Origin of the sequence: Nocardioides sp. CPCC 206347 (assembly GCF_048654605.1) — a bacterium.
GTDB lineage: Bacteria > Actinomycetota > Actinomycetes > Propionibacteriales > Nocardioidaceae > Nocardioides.
In genome coordinates this window covers 666,995-684,737 of sequence record NZ_JBMCYZ010000002.1, presented here as the reverse complement: position 1 = coordinate 684,737, position 17,743 = coordinate 666,995, and the positions used below count along the sequence as shown (strand labels likewise).

The window sequence follows — 17,743 nt, the reverse complement described above, 5'->3', positions numbered from 1 at the left end:
CCTTCCGCTCAGCCCTTCTCGGCGGCGGCCTTCAGCGAGGCGAGGCCCTTCTCGAAGTCCTTGCCGATCGCCTTGTCGAAGAACAACTTGCCCAGCACGGCGAACACGATGTTGCGGTTGCCGCTCATCGTCCAGGCCACGTGGGTGCCCTCACCTGCGGGCGTGAGCGCGAAGGTGATGTCGTTCTCGGCCTTGAAGGGCTTGAGGAACTGCAGGTCGACCTTGATCTCCCCCGGGGTGATCCCGGCGAAGGTCATCGCGCCCTCGCCGGCCTTCTTGTTCCCGGCCCAGGTGTAGCGGGCGCCGACGCCCTCGCCCTCGTAGGTGCGCTTGAGGTCCGGGTCGAGGCCCTCCCACGGGGACCACTTGATCCACTCGTGGAAGTCGGCGATGAGCGCGTGCACGGTGGCCGGCGGCGCAGCGATCGTGGTCTCGTGCGTCTGGGAGAAGGCAGGCATGGGGCGAACCTAGGCCACGCCGACCTTGACGGTCATCACGTCCGGCAGGTTTGCGGCGATCTCGGTCCACGACTCACCGTCGTCCGAGGACGCCCAGACCGAGCCGTTGCGGGCACCGAAGTACAGGCCCGCCGGATCGTGGCTGTCCACGCACATCGCGTCGCGCATCACGCCGACGTAGAAGTCGTCCGGCAAACCTTCGTCGTACGACGACCAGGACTCACCCGCGTCGTCGGAACGCCACACGCGGGCGTGGGCGTCGGGCGGGTAGCGACGCTCGCCCCCGCCGAGCGGGAACACCCAGATCGTGTCGGGACGGTGCGGATGGACCACGATCGGGAACCCGAAGTCGCTGGGCAGCGCGTCGCCGATCGACGTCCACGACCCGCCCTCGTCGTCGGACCGGTAGACCCCGCCGTGGTTCTGCAGGTACAGGCGCTCGGGGCGGCCCGGATGCCGGGTGACCTTGTGGACGCACTGGCCGAACTCGGGATAGCGCTGGTCCTCGGGCAGGAAGTCCGCCCGGATGCCCTGGTTGCGTGGGCTCCAGGATGCACCGCCGTCGGTGGTGCGATAGACGCCGCCGGTGGAGATCGCGGCGGTGATGGAGGCCGGGTCGCTCGGGTGCGGGAGCACGGTGTGGAAGGCCTGGCCGCCGAAGCCCTCACCCCACTCGGGCCGCTGTGGGTGGTTCCAGAGCCCCTCCTCCAGCGCGAAGCTGGCACCCCCGTCGGTGGAGGTGAAGACGGCTCCCGGCTCGGTGCCGGCGTGCAGCACGCCCTCCTCCGCGCCCGGGACGATCTGCCAGATCCGCTCGAGGGTGGCTCCGGATCCCTCGGGGAACCGGATCGCGCCGTTCGGGGTCTCCTGCCAGGTCGCGCCGAGGTCGTCGGACCAGCGCAGCTGCGGGCCGAGCCAGCTCGACGACGCCCCGGAGAACAGCCGCGGCGTCGCGCCGCGGGTGTCGACGAGGCCCGAGTAGACCTCTTCCATGTCGTGGTGGGGGCCGGTGAAGGACCAGTCCTTCCGATCCTCGGAGGTGCCGACCCACAGGCCCTTGCGGGTTCCGACCATCAGGATCGTCGTCATCGTTCCTCCGTGCATGTAGCGCTCGACAACTGCCTCTCCTCACTCTGACCGACGGGGCCGGCAAAAGTCATCGGTGCCGCCGGTACCGTCTGCCCGTGCCCGCCTCACCCCCCGATGCCGAGAGGGGCCACGGCCACCGCCCGCCCCTCGGGGTGGCGGTCGCCCTGGTCCTGCTCGGCATCGGCTCGGTGCAATTGGGGGCGGGCTTCGCCAAGAAGCTGTTCGACGACCTCGAACCGAACGGTGTGGTCTGGCTCCGGCTGGCGACCAGTGCCGTCGTGCTCCTGCTGTGGGCGCGGCCGAGGCTGAGCGGGCGCAGTCGCGAGGACTGGCTCGTCGCGGCTCGCTACGGCGCCTGCCTCGGCGCCATGAACTGGGGCATCTACCAGTCGTTCTCGCGGATCCCGATCGGTGTCGCGGTCACCATCGAGTTCATCGGACCGCTCGTCCTCGCCGCGGTCGGGTTCCGCCGACCGCGGCACCTGGTGTGGGTCGGGCTGGCCGCCGTCGGTGTCCTGCTCCTCGGCTTCGAACGCGGTCACCTCGACCCGGTCGGCGTGGCGTACGCACTGCTGGCGGGTGCTGCCTGGGCGGGTTACATCCTGTCCAGCGCCGCGACCGGCCGGCGCTGGGAGGGCATCGACGGCCTCGCCGTCGCGAGCCTGGTCGCCGTGGTGCTGTTGAGCCCCCTGCTCCTGTTCACCGTCGACGGTGGCGACCTGCTCGACTCGCGTGTGCTGCTGATCGGTGCGGCCGTGGGCCTGCTGAGCTCGGTGGTCCCCTACAGCGCCGAGCTCGCCGCCCTCCGCACCCTGCCGGCCGCGACCTTCGGTGTCCTGATGAGCCTGGAGCCCGCAGCCGCTGCGCTGGCCGGCCTGCTCGTGGTGGGCGAGGAGCTCGCACCGGTGCAGTGGGCAGCGATCGGTTGCGTCGTCGTGGCGAGCGTCGGCGCGACCCGCGCGACGCGCCACCCGATTCACCCAGATGTCACCTCAGGGTGACCCGGCGAACACCTTGGCCTCGATAGTGTCGGGACATCTCCCCACCTCTCGAAGGCAACACCGTGTCTCCCCTCTTCCCCTTGCTTCGCACCCTCGATGCCGTCCGCACCTGGCCCGTGACTGCCCAGCAGCACGCGCGCCGCAACGCGATGATCGCGCTCACCGAGTGCACCCGGCGCCGGGCGGAACGCGAGGACGTCGACCGGTTCTTCGCGGCCCGCTACCCCGAGCCCGAGGTCGCGTCCGCCGGGATCCTTGACTCGCGCCACGGCTGAGACGAGCCCCGCGCCGCGTCGGTTCAGGCAGAATCGACCGCATGTCGACCCCCGCACCCCGGCCTGAGCAGCGCGTCCGGCCGTCGTCCATCGCCTTCCGCGACATCCTGTCCGACGACGGCACGACCGTCCGGGCGTGGACGAACGACCCCGACGGCGTGATCGACGGGCCCACCGTGGTGCTGTGCAACGGGCTGGGCACCAACCCCTACCTGTGGCCGTGGCTGCTGGACCCGGAGTGCGGCGTCCGGATCGTGTCGTGGAACCACCGCGGCGTGGGTGGCTCGGAGCGCCCGCGGAACCGCAAGCACGTCGAGATCGAGCACTTCGTGCAGGACGGCTTGTCCGTCATGGACCACTTCGGCATCGACAACGCGGTCCTCATGGGCTGGTCGATGGGCGTCAACACCGCCTTCGAGCTCGCCTACCGCCACCCCGAGCGGGTGCGCGGCATCTTCGCGATGTGCGGGGTCCCGGGAGACACGTTCTCCACGATGCTCGCGCCCTTCCACCTGCCGCGCGTCGTGGCCCGCGCGATCACCATCAACGCCTGCCGGGTCGCCCAGCACACCGGCTTCATCGCGAACCCGATCGTGCGCCGCATCCCCATGGGTCCGCGCACCGTCAAGCTGATCACCAGCACCCGTTTCATCTTCCCCGTGCCGGACCCCGCGACGACCGCGATCGGCCTCAAGGAGTTCATGACGACGCCGACCGACTGGTACGCACGGCTGGCCATCGGCACCTCGCGCCACCCGCGGGTGCGGCTGAGCCAGATCCATGTCCCGACGATGTTCGTCTCGGCGACGTACGACCTCCTGGCTGGCGCCCGGGACATGGCGTCGGCCTCGCGCCGGCTCACCGACCGCGGCGAGGACAGCCAGTACGTCGAGCTGCGTGGCTCGCACTTCGTGCAGCTCGAACAGCCCGACCGCGTGCACCAGCTGCTGCTCGACTTCCTGGCGCGCGCCGCGTGACACACCTGGTGAGCCGTCGCGCGGCAGCGTCCCTCCTCGTGATCGGCCTGCTCGTCACCGGCTGCGGGCAGGGCGGCAACACGACGGACATCGACGTGTCCGGCACGGCGACGGCGGCACCCACGGGAACCGTTCGTGGTGGCGAGATCACCTTCGCCGTCGACGGCATCCCCGACGTGGTGGCGACGATCGCGACCGGACTGGCGACGCCGTGGGGCGTCGACTTCCTGCCCGACGGTCGGGCCGTGGTCACCGAGCGCGACAGCGCCCGGGTCCTGGTCGTCACGTCGCCGAAGATCGGCAAGGAGCCGACGAAGGAGCAGGGCAAGGTGGTCGAGGTCGGCCGGATCCCCGAGGTCGACCCGCGCGGCGAAGCCGGACTGCTCGGCGTTGCGGTCTCCCCCGCCTTCGCGACGGACAAGCTGCTCTACTTCTACGTCTGCACCGCCGAGGACAACCGGATCGTGCGCGCCCGCCTCGACGAGGGCGAGCTCGGCGAACCCGAGCCGATCCTGACCGGCATCCCGACCGGCGACATCCATGACGGCGGTCGGCTCGCCTTCGGAGCGGACGGCTACCTCTACGTGTCGACCGGCGAAGGCGGCCGGGAACAGCTCTCGCAGAACAGGAAGTCGCTGGCCGGGAAGATCCTGCGGATCACCACTGACGGCCAGCCCGCGCCCGGCAACCCGTTCAATTCGGCCGTGTGGTCGTGGGGCCACCGCAATGTGCAGGGCCTCGCCTTCGACGCCGATGGCTCGCTGTGGGCCTCGGAGTTCGGCAAGGACAAGGCCGACGAGCTCAACCGGATCCTGCCCGGGGCGAACTACGGCTGGCCGAAGGTCGAGGGCACGGGTGGCCCCAAGCGCTTCACCCAGCCCGACCTGACCTGGAAGACGGGCGTGGCGTCTCCCTCCGGTCTTGCGTACGCCGGCGGGTACCTCTGGATGGCTGCCCTGCAGGGCGAACGCCTGTGGCGGATCAAGGTCGCCGGTGGCCAGGTCAGTGACCCGACGTCGTACTTCGACGGTGCGACGGCCGGCGACTACGGCCGGCTGCGCACGATCGCCCGGGCTCCCGACGGTCGGCTGTGGCTGACCACCAGCAACGAGGACGGCCGCGGCACGCCCGCCCCCGAGGACGACCGGATCCTGCTCGTCGAGCCGTAGGTCCGGTCGCTCCGGAGCCATGTGCTCAGGCGGCCTTGTTCACCTCCATGACCGAGGGCTGCTGGAACGACCCGCCGGGCACCTTCGCGCGGACGAAGATCTGGACGTAGGTGCAACTGGCGCCGATGTTCTTGACCGTGACCGTCAGGTTCCGCTTGCCGAGCTTGGCCAACGGCGGACTCAGGTAGGTCCCGGCGAGGGCGGCAGCAGTGACGTCGACAGCACCATCCTTGACGGTGATGACCGGACCACAGGGACCCCCGTACTCGACCCAGAATCCGATGCTCGCCGAGGGGGCGGTCGAGTTCTGGAGCGTCGCGGTGAACGTCGCGACCTGGGTGCCCGCGATGGTCGGCGCGGTCACGATCTGGTTGAACCGTCCCGGTCCACCGACGGCCAGCTGGCTGCCGTTCTTGAGGAAGAGGTCGGCGGGGGTCGCTCCCGCGAGGACCGCCGGTTCCTCGGCCACGAGGTACACGGTGTCGATGAAGTACCCGTCGGTCCCGTACAGGTTGACGGTGGAGTAGTGCTCATAGGGAGCGGTGCCGACCGGGATCGGGATCTTGACCGTCAGGGTCTGGTTGCCACCGGGCGGGAGCGCCTTGGTGTAGTAGCCGTCGGGGCTGCTCGCGAGGGGCTTGAGGAGCAGCGTGCCGTCGTACAGCTGGGCCTGGGCACCGGTCCAGTCACTGATGTTGATGCGGTACTGCGCCAGCGTCGTCCCGGTGTTGCGGACCTGGAACGTGTACGTCATCAGCGCCCCCTCCTTGCCGGCGAGGCTGACCGCGTGCCCGGCGGTGTAGGCGGACCCGTTGGGCCCCTTCACGACGAGCAGGCCGGAGTGGCTGGCCGCGTTGGCGGCCGGTACGACGACGAGGGACGCGGCCAGCACGGCCCCGGTCCCGACAACGAGCGCAGCGAGCGCCCTGCGAGTTCTCTTCAAGCGTTGCATCGGGGACTCCCCGTGGGTAGCGCGAACCACCCCCATGATGGTCCGTCACCGATCGACGCTAGACCGCTTTACCCGCATCCACATGCCTCGGAATGACCAGTCCGCACAAGGTCGACGACGACCGGATCCGGCTCGTGGAGAGCGGGTTCCGGTCGCCGTCGGACGGACGACTCAGGCCGCCTTGTTGGCGAGCAGGATCGACAGTTGCTGCGGGGGCGCTGCACCTATCTTCGAGTACACGTAGACGGTCGCACGCGGGCAGCCGGCAAGAACGTTCTTGACGGAGATCGTGAGGTTCCGCTTGCCGAGCCTCGCCAACGGCGGTGTCTGGTACGTGCCGTTGCGGGCTGCCGCGGTGACGTCCAGAGTGCCGTCCTTGACGACCACCTGGGCGCAGCCGTCGTCATAGAGCTGGAACCCGATCACTGCCGACGCAGCAGTCGAGTTCTGCAACGTGGCGGTGAACGCCGCGGCCTGGGTTCCGGAGATGGTCGGCGCCGTCATCGCCTGTGCCGGCCGGCCCGGTCCACCCACGGCCAGCTGACCGCCGTTCTTGACGAAGAGGTCCTGCGCGGTGGATCCGGTCAGCACAGCCGGTTCCTCGGCGATGAGGTTCTTGCTGTCGATGTACGCGCCATCGGTCGCGTAGAGGTTGACCGACGAGTAGTGCTCGACGGGCGCCGTGCCGACGGGGATCGGGATCTTGAGGGTCAGTGCCTGGTTGCCGCCCGGCGCGATGGGCTTGGTGTAGTAGCCGTCCGGGCTGCTGGCCAGCGACTTGAGGAGCAGCGTGCCGTCGTACAGCTGTGCCTGGGCGCCGCTCCAGTCCTGGATGTTGATCCGGTACTGCGCCAGCGTGGTGCCCGTGTTGCGGACCTGGAAGGTGTACGTCATGGTGGCGCCCTCCTTGCCGACCAGGCTGACCGCGTAGGCGCGGGTGTAGGCAGATCCGCCGGGGCCACGCAGGAGCACTTCACCGGCATGGCTCGCTGCGCTGGCTGGCGGGACGATCAGCAGGGCCCCAGCCAGAGCGGCCACGATCCCGGTGACGAGGACGGCGAGCGCCCTCCGTGCGTTGTTGAACGGTTGCATCGGGGACTCCCCCAGTCATGGGTGCGAACCACCCCCATGATGGTCCGTCACCGATCGACGCTAGACCGATTTACCTGCCTTGACATGCCCCGAAATGACTGGTTCCGGAGCGCAGTTTCTGTGCTTTCGGCTTGCGGACGCAACCTTCTGGCGTTCCGCAACGTCTGTCCTGCAGAACGTCTTCCGCCGAGCCCACCGGAAAGGTCTCCCCCATGACCCAGTTGACGCGCTGGCACACCATCTACGGCAAGGCCCGCCGGTCGTCCGCCCGGTACGTCTCGACCATCGGCAGGGCCCCGCACGCCGGCACCGCCGGTGACTGGACCTTCCGGGTCAGCACCACCACGAACGTCCGCCAGGGGCCGAGCACGAGGGACCGCACGATCGCGACCTTCATCCGCGGCAAGGAGTTCAACACCCGCTGGATCACCGAGCGTGGCGAGCGGGTCGACGGCCACCCCGAGTGGGTCGCGGTCGAGACCCTCAACGGCAACCGGGGCTGGATCTCCATCACCAACCTGCACATCGTCGACTGAGCCCCGGCGACCCAGGCGACCCCGGGAACCACGGCGGTCGCCCGCGCGTCCTACCTGGCATGCGACGACACCACGCCGCGGCTCTCGGGACCCTGCTCGTCTTCGGCCTCACCGCCTGTGGCGACTCCTCCGACCCGCCCATCGACGTCACCCTCAACGGCCCCGGGCACGGCACCCTCGCCAGCCCCGACGTGGTCAGCGCCCACGCCGCCGACGTGCTCGTGTCGGTCTACTCCACGGGCGGGAGCGGAGAGCCGGGAACCCGGGTCCCCGACGCGGAGGTGCGGACCGATGGAACGGTCTTCCTCAACGGGGAGGAGGGCCTCGGCGTCGACACGTTCACGCTGACCCCGGACGGGTTGACCCGGGTGCGCGAGGCCTTCAGGACGGTCGCGTTCGGGAAGCACGACTACGAGAGGAGCGAGTGGACCGACCAGCCAGTGACGTCGGTGTTCACGACCCTCGGCGGTCGGCCCGAAGCCGTCTCCGTCTACGGCCTGGGCCATGACGAGGACGTCGACGACCACGAATGGGACCGGCTGCTCGACGCGATCGCCGAGCTGGACGACCTCGCCGAGACCGCTGCCGTCAGGACCGACGGCGACATCGCGACCGGGCGGGCGTCGTACCGGCCCGAACGGGTGGGGTTGGTCCTGACCGACAACGGCGAGGTCGAGGACGCGTCCATCGACTGGCCGCTGTCGCGTCCCCTCGCGGAGTACGACCAGGGATCGACCGAGCTCGGCGACCCGTGCATCGTGGTGACGGGCAGCGACGTCGTCACCCTCGAAGCACTGCGCGACGAGGACCTCGACGACCGCGCCTGGTCCTCCGGTACGACGTCCGTGGACGTCGATGTCCGGCCGATCCTGCGCGGGGAGACCGGTCCGTGCACCCCAGCGGCGCCCGAGACGCCGGTGGGGTGATCGTCAGGCCAGCTTCTCCAGGATGAGCTCGCGGACCCGGCCGGCGTCGGCCTGACCACGGGTGGCCTTCATGACTGCACCGATGATCGCCCCAGCAGCAGCGAGGTTGCCTCCGCGGATCTTCTCGGCGATGTCCGGCTGAGCGGCGAGGGCCTCGTCGATGGCAGCCAGCAACGGACCGTCGTCGGAGACCATGGCCAGGCCACGCTTCTCGATGATCTCCGCGGGCGTGCCCTCACCTGCGATGAGCCCGTCGAAAACCTGACGGGCCAGCTTGTCGTTGATCGTCTTGGCGTCGACGAGTGCCTGGACCGCCGCCACCTGCGTCGGTGTCACTCCGACCGCCGCCAGTTCGACGCCGGCATCGTTCGCACGGCGCAGCAGGTCGGCGACCCACCACTTGCGGGCCGACTGCGGCGCCGTGCCCTGCGCAACGGTCTCCTCGATCAGTTCGATCGCGCCGGCGGCGACTGCGTCGCGCATCTCGAGGTCGGTGAAGCCCCAGTCGCCCTGCAGGCGCACGCGCCGCTCGGCGGGGTTCTCGGGCAGGGTCCCGCGCAGCTCCTCGACCCACTCGCGGCTCGGCGCGACCGGCACCAGGTCGGGCTCGGGGAAGTAGCGGTAGTCCTCGGCGTCGGACTTCTCGCGACCCGACGACGTGGAGCCGTCGTTCTCGTGGAAGTGACGGGTCTCCTGGAGCACCGATCCACCGTCGAGCAGGATGCCGGCGTGGCGCGCCATCTCGTAGCGCACCGCGCGCTCGACCGAGCGCAGCGAGTTGACGTTCTTGGTCTCCGAACGGGTGCCGAGACCGCCGGCGCCCTTGGGCGCGAGCGACAGGTTCACGTCGGCGCGGATCGAGCCCTGGTCCATCCGCGCATCAGAGACACCGAGGGCGACGATCAGGTCCCGGATCGCGGAGACGTAGGCCTTGGCAACCAGCGGTGCCTTGTCGCCCGTGTTCAGGATCGGCTTGGTGACGATCTCGATCAGGGGGATGCCGGCACGGTTGTAGTCGACCAGCGAGTAGTCGGCGCCGTGGATGCGGCCGTCGGAGCCACCGACGTGCAGCGACTTGCCCGTGTCCTCCTCCATGTGGGCGCGCTCGATCTCGATGCGGAAGGTCTCGCCCTCCACGTCGACGTCGAGGAAGCCCTCGAAGGCGATCGGCTCGTCGTACTGGGAGGTCTGGAAGTTCTTCGGCATGTCCGGGTAGAAGTAGTTCTTCCGGGCGAACCGGCACCACTCCGCGATCTCGCAGTTGAGCGCGAGGCCGATCCGGATGGCCGACTCGACGGCCTTGCCGTTCACGACGGGCATGGCGCCGGGCAGGCCCAGGCACGTCGGGCAGACCTGCGTGTTGGGCTCGCCGCCGAAGACCGCGGGACAACCGCAGAACATCTTCGTGTTGGTGTTGAGCTCGACGTGGATCTCGAGGCCGAGGGCGGGATCGAACTTCTCGATCACCTCGTCGAAGGGAATCAGCGTTTCAGTCATCGGGCTCCCCCAAGGGTCGGTGCCTTCGCAAGGATGGGCCCGCCCCACCGCGTGGTCAGTGCCGCCTCGACGGCCGCACCCACCCGGTAGAGCCGGTCGTCGGCCAGCGCCGGCGCCAGCACCTGGAAGCCGACCGGGAGGCCGTCCTCCTCGGCGAGGCCCGCGGGCACCGAGATGCCGGGGACACCGGCGAGGTTGGCCGGGATGGTGGCGAGGTCCTGGAGGTACATCTCCAGCGGGTCGTCGAGCTTGTCGCCCAGCGGGAACGCCGTCGTCGGGGACGTCGGCGACACGAGGACGTCGACCTGCTCGAAGGCAGCCGCGAAGTCGCGCGAGATGAGCGTGCGGACCTTCTGCGCCTGGCCGTAGTAGGCGTCGTAGTAGCCGCTGGACAGGGCGTAGGTGCCGATCATGATCCGGCGCTTCACCTCGTCACCGAAGCCGGCGTCGCGGGTGGCACGCATGACCGTCTCCGCGGACGGGTCGCCGTCCGGGACGACGCGCAGGCCGTAGCGCATGGCGTCGAACTTGGCGAGGTTCGAGGAACACTCGGCCGGGAGGATCAGGTAGTACGTCGCCATGGCGTGCACGAACGACGGGCAGGCGATCTCGGTGACCTCGGCGCCCAGTTCGGTGAGCAGCTCCACCGTCTCGGCGAAGCGCGACATCACGCCGGGCTGCCAGCCGTCGCCGGCCAGTTCCTTGATGACGCCGACCTTGAGCCCGGCCAGGTCGCCTGCGGCACCCTGACGGGCCGCCTCGACGAACGCACCGACCGGCTGGTTGACCGAGGTCGAGTCGAGCGGGTCGTGCCCGCCGATCAGCTCGTGGAGCAGCGCCGAGTCGAGGACGGTCCGGGTGACCGGGCCGACCTGGTCGAGGCTGTTGGCGAGCGCGACGAGGCCGTAGCGCGAGACCGCGCCGTACGTCGGCTTCACGCCGACCGTGCCGGTCACGGCACCGGGCTGGCGGATCGAGCCACCGGTGTCGGTGCCGAGGGCCAGCGGCGCCTCGAAGGCGGCGACGGCTGCCGCCGAGCCGCCACCGGAACCACCGGGGATCCGGGTCTGGTCCCAGGGGTTGCGGGTGGGGCCGTAGGCGGAGTGCTCCGTCGAGGAGCCCATCGCGAACTCGTCCATGTTGGTCTTGCCGAGGATCGGCAGACCTGCGGCCTTGACCTTGCGGACCACCGTGGCGTCGTACGGCGGGATCCAGCCCTCGAGGATCTTCGACCCACACGTCGTGGGGAGTCCCTGGGTGGCCAGCACGTCCTTGACGGCGATCGGGACACCGTCGAGCAGGTGGCGGGTCTGCCCCGCGGCGCGGCGGGCGTCGGACTCGGCAGCCTGCGCGAGCGCGCCCTCGGCGTCGACGTGGAGGAAGGCGTGGATGCCGGAGGTGGCATCGCCGTCGACTGCCTGGATCCGGTCCAGGTGGGCCTGCGTCAGCTCGACCGAGGTGGTCTCGCCCGCGGCGAGGGCGTCGACCAGCTCGGCGGCAGTCTTCGTGATCCAGCTGTTCATGGGGGTGCTCACTGCTCGTCCCCCAGGATCCGCGGCACGCGGAAGCGCTGCTCCTCGGCCTCCGGCGCGCCGGACAGCGCCTGCTCGGCGGTCAGGCCGGGCACCACGACGTCCTCGCGGAAGACGTTCGTGAGCGGGATGGGGTGGGACGTCGGCGGGACGTCGTCACCGGCCACTCCGCTGATGGACGCGACCGCCTCGAGGATCACGTTGAGCTGGGGGGCCAGGTGGTCCAGCTCGGCGGCATCGAGGTCGATCCGGGCGAGATCGGCCAGGTGGGCCACCTCGTCGCGGGAGAGTTGAGACATGGCGGTGATTCTAGGTCCCGAGGGGGTGCCTAGAATCCGCCGGGTGTACCCGCCCACTCCCACTCCGCCGCGGATCCCGCAGCGGGTGATCACCGCGGGGACCGCTGGACCAGCCATGACGAGCTTCCTCGAGCGGCTCGCTGCCGTCCTCGACGTCCCCCTCGTGCCGCTGGCCGAGCTCACCGATCCGTCCGAGGCCGGTGAGCTGGCGTCCTTCGACGGCTGGGTCACCACCAGCGAGTACGACGCCACGCGGGCCTTGTTGCTCGACCGGGCCGAGCTCGTGGTGCACGTGACCCACGAGGAACCGGGCACGCTGCGGGGCCTGGTGCGCCGGACCGTGCGCCGGATGCGTGCCGACGGCTCCGAGCCGGACCTGACGTGGCTCGCGACGCTCGGCGAGACCCATCCCGAGGTCGGGTTCACCCTCCTCGCCGGGCCCACCGCGTCCGAGGCGTGGCTGGCTGCGCTCAGCGCGTGATGCCGACGACGACGGTGCTGTCGGCGTCGATCGAGGCCGAGACCCGACCGGTCTCGTGGAGTCCGTCGCTCTCGTAGCGCAACTGCCGCACCGTGGCCGTGGCCCGGTCCAGCAGCACGAGGTCGGTCGTCCCGTCACCGTCGGTGTCGGTCGCGACCGGTCGCGCCTGGGCGAAGGCCACGTCGTCGATGTCGACGTGCTGGGTCTCGATCTCGGGGGTGGTGCCCTCCGAGAGGATGCGGACGAAACGGGCGTTGCCCTCGTCCAGCATCGCGACCACGTCGGCATCGCCGTCGCCGTCGAAGTCACCGATGACCGGATGGGTCCGGTCCCACTCCCAGGTGGCGGAGTAGAGCCAGAGCTCGTTGTCCTCGAAGGTGCTGCGATCGGAGCGGAACAGCCGCAGGTCGATGCCGCCCTCGGTGGGCTTGCCGAGCTCGATCAGGTCCGCGTCACCATCGGCATCGAAGTCGCCCGCTCCGATCTTCATGTCCTCGAACTTCCAGCCGTCGACGACCGCCCAGTTGCTGGAGGTGCCGAACGTCGAGCCGTCGGACAGCGCGACGTCGATCGCGATGAAGCTCTCGCCTGCGCCGGTCAGGTAGGCCAGGTCGGTCACGCCGTCCCCGTCGAAGTCGCCTGCGGTCACCCTGAACTTGTCGGGCAGCTGGACGTCACCCCATTCCTCCGGCGCGTCGAAGTCGACGCCGTTCGAGCGCGCCACCCGGATCCGGTCCGTCTCCACGAGGGCCAGGTCGGCACGGCCGTCACCGGAGAAGTCTCCCCGCACCACCTTCGCGGTGCCGTACGCCGTCCCTGACCAGATCTGGAGGTCGCCGAAGCCCGTGTCGGTCCCTTCGCTGGACGTCAGCACGAGGGTCTGGTCGGCGCTGTTGTCGATGAGGATCGTGTCGTCGCTGCCGTCACCGTTGACGTCGGCGCGCGTGACCGGCCCCTCCTGTACCCCGGGCGCGTCCAGGGTCTCGTCGCCGGTAGGCGTCTCCCGCGGTTCGGGGCTCAGCGTCGGGCCGGGGGTCCGGTCGTCGGTGCGGGGTCCGGTGCCGTCGTCGCGCAGGAAGTGCCACGCGGCACCGCCGCCGACACCGATCACCAGGGCGGCCAGCACCGCGATGACCGCGACGAGCGGACCGCGGCGCGACCGCGGAACCGGAGTGTTCAGGCTGGGAGTCGCGTAGGAGGGTGGCGGGCTGGACACCGGCGGCTGCGCCAGCGGCGGCGGGGGAACCGGCGCCGCGAAGACGTACGACGGAGCCGACGGGCCCGAGGGGTACGACGGGCCCGACCCGTAGGACGGACCCGACGGGTACGACGGACCCGAGGGGCCTGAGGGGTACGACGGCGCCTCCGGAGGAGGTACGACGAAGCGCTGGTCGGGCAGGCGCCCGCTGGCCCGGATGGCGCGCAGCTCGGCGGCGGCTGCCGCTGCACTGGGGTGACGTGCTGCCGGGTCCTTGGCCATCGCGCGCCGCAGGAACCCGTTGATCTGGTCCGAAGCCCCGGGCAGCTGCGGGATCGCGGAGAACTCGTGCTGGTGGGCGAGCTGGACCAGCCCACCGTCGTACGGAGGACGGCCGGCGAGCAGGAACCACAGCAGGCACCCGAGGGCGTAGGTGTCGCTGGCCGGGGTGGCGACCTCGCCACGGAACCGCTCCGGCGCGAGGTAGGCGTAGGTGCCCGCGACGACGCCGCTGCTGGTCAGCGAGGACTCGCCGTCCCGGGCGATGCCGAAGTCGCAGAGGTAGGCGTGCACCTGGTCCTGGCCGGAGCGGAGCAGCACGTTGTGCGGCTTCACGTCGCGGTGGATCACCCCGACGGCGTGGGCGTCGGCGAGCGCCGACGCGACCTGGGCGGCGATGTCGAGCGCCACGTCGGGCGTGGGGAGTCCTTCGCCTGCGACGCGGGCCGCCAGGTCGCCCCCGGACACGAACTGGGTCGCGAGGTAGAGGCAGCCGTCCTGCTCGCCGTGGCTGTAGACCTGGATGATGTGGGGGCTGTCGCTGCGCGCCAGCACCGACGCCTCCCGGGTGAACCGGGTGCGGAACTCCGGCTCGGAGGCCAGCTGCAGCGAGAGCACCTTCAGCGCGACCCGACGGCCGAGCCCTTCCTCGATCGCCTCGAACACGATCCCCATGCCGCCCGCACCGAGTTCGCGGGTGATCCGGTAGGGACCGAGCAGGTCGCCCACACCGGGAATGCGTGCCAACGTCGCGCCTTTCGAGCGTGGTTCGGAGGCACCAGCGTAGTGGCGGAGAGCGGTCGTCTCAGGAAAGGTGGCGATCGAGGAATTCGCCGGTCTTCTCCATGGCCCGCTCGAACTGCGGTCCGAACGCGTGCTGCTCCCCGGCGTAGGTCAGCAGGGTCACGTCGACCCCCGCCCGCCGCATGGCTCGTGTGGTCTGGCGACTCCAGCGGATCGGGCACGTGTCGTCGGCAGTGCCGTGGTGGACCAGGACCGGTTCGGTGATGTCGTCGAAGTAGGTGCGCGCACTGATGCCACCCCAGAAGTCCGGGTTGTCCCTCGGTTCGCCGTACGCCTTCAGGATCGCGCCGGTGATGGCGTTGCGTCCCCCGTCGGAGCGGATGAAGTGGTCGAAGTTCTCGGATGCGATCGAGCTCACCGACGCGAACACGACGCCCGCATCCACGAGGCCGGGCGCGACGACGAGTGCGTTCTGCACGACTCCCCCGCCCATCGAGCGGCCCGCGAGGCCGATGCGTTCGTCGTCGACCGGCCCGTCCCACGCACGCAGCGCGTGGACGGCGTTGATGACGTCCTCGGTGTAGCCCATCCGCAGGTCCAGTCCCCTGCTGCGGTCGGGGTCGGACCCGCCGTGGCCGCGGTAGTCGACGTGCAGCGCGACGTACCCGTGGTCGCCGAACCACGCACGCTCACGGGTCATCCCCTGCCCGACCTTGTAGATCGAGGGCTCGATGTAGCCGTGCGCCAGGACGACGGCGGGGAACGGCCCGTCGCCGTGGGGTACGGCGAGCCGACCCGAGATCGTGAGGGTGCCGCTGCGGTACGTCACGTCGTACTGCGTGTGGTTCGCCGTCCGCAGGACCTCGGCGCCGAGCGTCAGCCCGTCGCCGTCGTACGTCTTCTCACGCAGCGCGGGCAACGACACCTGGTGCGGTACGGCGGCCCGGGTGGTCCCGTCCGACGCCGGCGTCGAGGGTGCGGCGGTGCTGGCGGCGGTCGGCGTGGAGGTGGGAGCGCCCGGGTCGGCGTCACCGGACTCGTCGGCGCCCGAGCAGGACGCGGCCAGGAGTCCGAGCAGCACCGCCGGGATCCACCGCCTCATGGCTCCAGTGTGCCCTCCGGCGGCCCGTCGGCCAGGAGTCGCTTGAAGCCGTCCTCGTCGAGGATCGGAACCCCCAGCTGTTCGGCCTTCTCGGCCTTGGAGCCGGCGTTCTCGCCGATGACGACGAAGTCGGTCTTCTTCGACACCGAACCGGCCGCCTTCCCGCCACGCGACAGGATCGCCTCCTTCGCTGAATCGCGGGAGAAGTCCTGCAAGGAGCCGGTCACCACGATGGTGAGGCCCTCGAGTGTGCGCGCGACGGACTCGTCACGCTGGTCCGCCATCGCCACGCCGGACGCCGCCCACTTCTCGACGATCGCGACGTGCCAGTCGACGGCGAACCATTCGATGACGGCGGCGGCGATGGTCGGTCCGACGCCCTCGGCGGCAGCCAGGTCGGCCTCGGTCGCCGTCCGGATCGCTTCCATCGAGCCGAACTCGGTGGCCAGGGCACGGGCAGCCGTCGGGCCGACGTGGCGGATGGAGAGCGCGACCAGCACGCGCCACAGCGGCACGGTGGCCTTGCGCTCGCCGAGGTTGTCGAGCAGCTTCTGTCCATTGGCGCTCAGCTGCGGCCCCGTCTCGTCCTTCTTCGGCGCGCGCGTGAAGAGCGGCGTGACCAGCAGCTTCTCGACGGAGAGGTCGAAGACGTCGCCCTCGTTGCGAAGGGCGCCGGAGTCGAGCAGCGCGACCGCTGCTTCGTAGCCGAGGCCCTCGATGTCGAAGGCCCCGCGTCCGGCGACGTGGTGCACGCGCTCGCGGACCTGCGCCGGGCAGTGCTCGTGGTTGGGGCACCGCCGGTCCTTGTCGCCCTCCTTCTGCTCGACGAGGTCGGTGGCACAGGACGGACAGGCCGTCGGCATCACCCACTCGGGCAGGCCCTCGGGCCGCAGCGCGAGCACCGGGCCGACGATCTCGGGGATGACGTCGCCGGCCTTGCGGAGGATCACGGTGTCGCCGGGGCGGACGTCCTTGCGCCTGACCTCGTAGCCGTTGTGGAGGGTGGCCATCTCGACGGTCGAGCCCGCCACCTTCACGGGCTCCATGACGCCGAACGGCGTCACCCGGCCGGTGCGACCGGTGTTGACGTCGATCCGCAGGAGCTTGGTGTTCACCTCCTCGGGCGGGTACTTGTACGCGATCGCCCAGCGCGGCGCCCGGCTGGTCGAGCCCAGGCGGCGCTGCAGGCTGACGTCGTCGACCTTGATCACGACACCGTCGATGTCGTAGGGCACGATCGTGTGCCGGTGCTCGCCGGCGTTCTCGATGTAGCCCTCGACGTCGGCCAGCGTCGGCAGCACCTTGACCGCTTCCGACACCGGCAGGCCCCAGGCGGCGAGCGCCCGATAGGCCTCCGACTGCGCGGTCGGCTCGAACCCCTGACGCGCGCCGATGCCGTGGCAGACCATGCCCAGGTCGCGGGTCGCGGTGACGCGCGGGTCCTTCTGGCGCAGCGAACCGGCCGCCGCGTTGCGCGGGTTGGCGAACGCAGGCTTGCCCGCCTCGGTCATCGAGACGTTCAGCCGCTCGAACGCGAGGGCCGGCAGGTAGACCTCGCCCCGGACCTCGACGAGGTCGGGCACCGGGAAGTCCTTGGTGGCAGTCAGTCGATGCGGCACGGATGCGATCGTCTTGACGTTGGGGGTGACGTCCTCCCCCGTCCGTCCGTCGCCCCGGGTCAGGGCACGCACCAGGCGGCCCTGCTCGTAGAGCAGGTTGATGGCCAGGCCGTCGACCTTGAGCTCGCACAGCAACGCGGGGCTGTCGATCCCGTCGCGACCCAGGCGCGCATGCCAGGCACCCAGCTCCTCGAACGAGAACGCGTTGTCGAGGCTCTCCATCCGCTGGAGGTGGTCGACCGCGGTGAAGTCGGTCGACACCGCTCCCCCGACCTTCTGCGTCGGGGAGTCCGGCGTGCGCAGCTCGGGGAACTCCTCCTCGAGCGCCTCCAGCCGCCGCATCCGCTTGTCGAAGTCCGCATCGGACAGGGTCGGGTCGTCGAGCACGTAGTAGCGCCAGCGCGCATCCTCCAGCTCTTCGGAGACGGTGGCGTGCTCCTCGCGGGCCTCGGCCGGTACGACGGGAGAGGTGGCGTCGCTCATGGGGACCATCTTGCCGCGCGCCGCCGACAACTGC

The 17,743-nt window shown here is 70.3% G+C and carries 17 protein-coding genes; 7 read left to right on the top strand and 10 right to left on the bottom strand.

What is annotated here, in order from left to right:
* Positions 1-8: 8 nt before the first annotated feature.
* Positions 9-458: an SRPBCC family protein gene (locus tag ACOACQ_RS09680; RefSeq protein WP_420288157.1), complete on the bottom strand. Its 450-nt coding sequence runs from the start codon at positions 456-458 to the stop codon at positions 9-11.
* Positions 459-467: 9 nt separating this feature from the next.
* Positions 468-1,547: a WD40/YVTN/BNR-like repeat-containing protein gene (locus ACOACQ_RS09675; protein ID WP_420288156.1), complete on the bottom strand. Its 1,080-nt coding sequence runs from the start codon at positions 1,545-1,547 to the stop codon at positions 468-470.
* Between the two features lie 95 nt (positions 1,548-1,642).
* Between ACOACQ_RS09675 and ACOACQ_RS09670 the strand changes: the two genes are divergently transcribed.
* From ACOACQ_RS09670 to ACOACQ_RS09655, 4 genes are all read left to right on the top strand, one after another.
* The gene (locus ACOACQ_RS09670) at positions 1,643-2,548 is read left to right on the top strand and encodes an EamA family transporter (protein ID WP_378604743.1); all 906 of its coding nucleotides are present in this window, start codon (positions 1,643-1,645) and stop codon (positions 2,546-2,548) included.
* Between the two features lie 62 nt (positions 2,549-2,610).
* Positions 2,611-2,823 carry a hypothetical protein gene (locus tag ACOACQ_RS09665; RefSeq protein WP_378604746.1) on the top strand — a complete coding sequence of 71 codons (213 nt, stop codon included), beginning with the start codon at positions 2,611-2,613 and terminating at the stop codon, positions 2,821-2,823.
* Between the two features lie 41 nt (positions 2,824-2,864).
* Positions 2,865-3,800 (top strand): alpha/beta fold hydrolase, encoded by a 936-nt coding sequence (locus ACOACQ_RS09660; RefSeq protein ID WP_420288155.1) that lies wholly within the window; start codon positions 2,865-2,867, stop codon positions 3,798-3,800.
* Positions 3,797-4,969 carry a PQQ-dependent sugar dehydrogenase gene (locus ACOACQ_RS09655; protein ID WP_420288154.1) on the top strand — a complete coding sequence of 391 codons (1,173 nt, stop codon included), beginning with the start codon at positions 3,797-3,799 and terminating at the stop codon, positions 4,967-4,969. The genes ACOACQ_RS09660 and ACOACQ_RS09655 overlap by 4 nt, the downstream gene beginning before the upstream one ends.
* A gap of 25 nt (positions 4,970-4,994) precedes the next feature.
* Here ACOACQ_RS09655 and ACOACQ_RS09650 read toward each other — a convergent pair whose 3' ends face one another.
* Together ACOACQ_RS09650 and ACOACQ_RS09645 are read right to left on the bottom strand one after the other, a co-directional pair.
* Entirely contained in the window at positions 4,995-5,921 is a 927-nt protein-coding gene (locus ACOACQ_RS09650) for a hypothetical protein (protein WP_420288153.1), read from the bottom strand.
* Between the two features lie 171 nt (positions 5,922-6,092).
* Complete coding sequence (locus ACOACQ_RS09645) at positions 6,093-7,013, bottom strand: hypothetical protein (RefSeq protein ID WP_420288152.1); 921 nt, start codon at positions 7,011-7,013, stop codon at positions 6,093-6,095.
* 212 nt (positions 7,014-7,225) lie between these two features.
* Between ACOACQ_RS09645 and ACOACQ_RS09640 the strand changes: the two genes are divergently transcribed.
* Both ACOACQ_RS09640 and ACOACQ_RS09635 read left to right on the top strand, forming a co-directional pair.
* Complete coding sequence (locus ACOACQ_RS09640) at positions 7,226-7,549, top strand: SH3 domain-containing protein (RefSeq protein ID WP_378604766.1); 324 nt, start codon at positions 7,226-7,228, stop codon at positions 7,547-7,549.
* A gap of 59 nt (positions 7,550-7,608) precedes the next feature.
* Entirely contained in the window at positions 7,609-8,475 is an 867-nt protein-coding gene (locus tag ACOACQ_RS09635) for a hypothetical protein (RefSeq protein ID WP_420288151.1), read from the top strand.
* Positions 8,476-8,478: 3 nt separating this feature from the next.
* Here the strand turns inward: ACOACQ_RS09635 and gatB are convergent, their stop codons facing one another.
* The 3 genes from gatB to gatC are packed head-to-tail and all read right to left on the bottom strand — an operon-like array spanning position 8,479 to position 11,803.
* Positions 8,479-9,972, bottom strand: coding sequence for an Asp-tRNA(Asn)/Glu-tRNA(Gln) amidotransferase subunit GatB (gatB, locus tag ACOACQ_RS09630; RefSeq protein ID WP_378604772.1), 1,494 nt, complete (start codon positions 9,970-9,972; stop codon positions 8,479-8,481).
* On the bottom strand, positions 9,969-11,495 hold the full coding sequence (gene gatA, locus ACOACQ_RS09625) for an Asp-tRNA(Asn)/Glu-tRNA(Gln) amidotransferase subunit GatA (protein ID WP_420288323.1): 1,527 nt from the start codon (positions 11,493-11,495) through the stop codon (positions 9,969-9,971). Before gatA ends, gatB begins: the two co-directional genes overlap by 4 nt.
* Positions 11,496-11,503: 8 nt before the next feature.
* On the bottom strand, positions 11,504-11,803 hold the full coding sequence (gene gatC / locus ACOACQ_RS09620) for an Asp-tRNA(Asn)/Glu-tRNA(Gln) amidotransferase subunit GatC (protein WP_056713918.1): 300 nt from the start codon (positions 11,801-11,803) through the stop codon (positions 11,504-11,506).
* A 43-nt stretch (positions 11,804-11,846) separates the two neighbouring features.
* Here gatC and ACOACQ_RS09615 point away from each other — a divergent pair, with 43 nt between their 5' ends.
* Positions 11,847-12,284 carry a hypothetical protein gene (locus ACOACQ_RS09615; protein WP_378604775.1) on the top strand — a complete coding sequence of 146 codons (438 nt, stop codon included), beginning with the start codon at positions 11,847-11,849 and terminating at the stop codon, positions 12,282-12,284.
* On the opposite strand, the gene ACOACQ_RS09610 is transcribed toward ACOACQ_RS09615, so the two are convergent.
* Genes ACOACQ_RS09610 through ligA form a run of 3 tightly spaced genes read right to left on the bottom strand, consistent with a single transcriptional unit; the run spans position 12,274 to position 17,709 of the window.
* Entirely contained in the window at positions 12,274-14,508 is a 2,235-nt protein-coding gene (locus ACOACQ_RS09610) for a protein kinase domain-containing protein (RefSeq protein ID WP_420288150.1), read from the bottom strand. The genes ACOACQ_RS09615 and ACOACQ_RS09610 overlap by 11 nt on opposite strands.
* A 58-nt stretch (positions 14,509-14,566) precedes the next feature.
* Positions 14,567-15,607 (bottom strand): alpha/beta fold hydrolase, encoded by a 1,041-nt coding sequence (locus tag ACOACQ_RS09605; RefSeq protein WP_420288149.1) that lies wholly within the window; start codon positions 15,605-15,607, stop codon positions 14,567-14,569.
* Entirely contained in the window at positions 15,604-17,709 is a 2,106-nt protein-coding gene (ligA, locus tag ACOACQ_RS09600; protein ID WP_420288148.1) for an NAD-dependent DNA ligase LigA, read from the bottom strand. The genes ACOACQ_RS09605 and ligA overlap by 4 nt, the downstream gene beginning before the upstream one ends.
* Between the last annotated feature and the right edge of the window lie 34 nt (positions 17,710-17,743).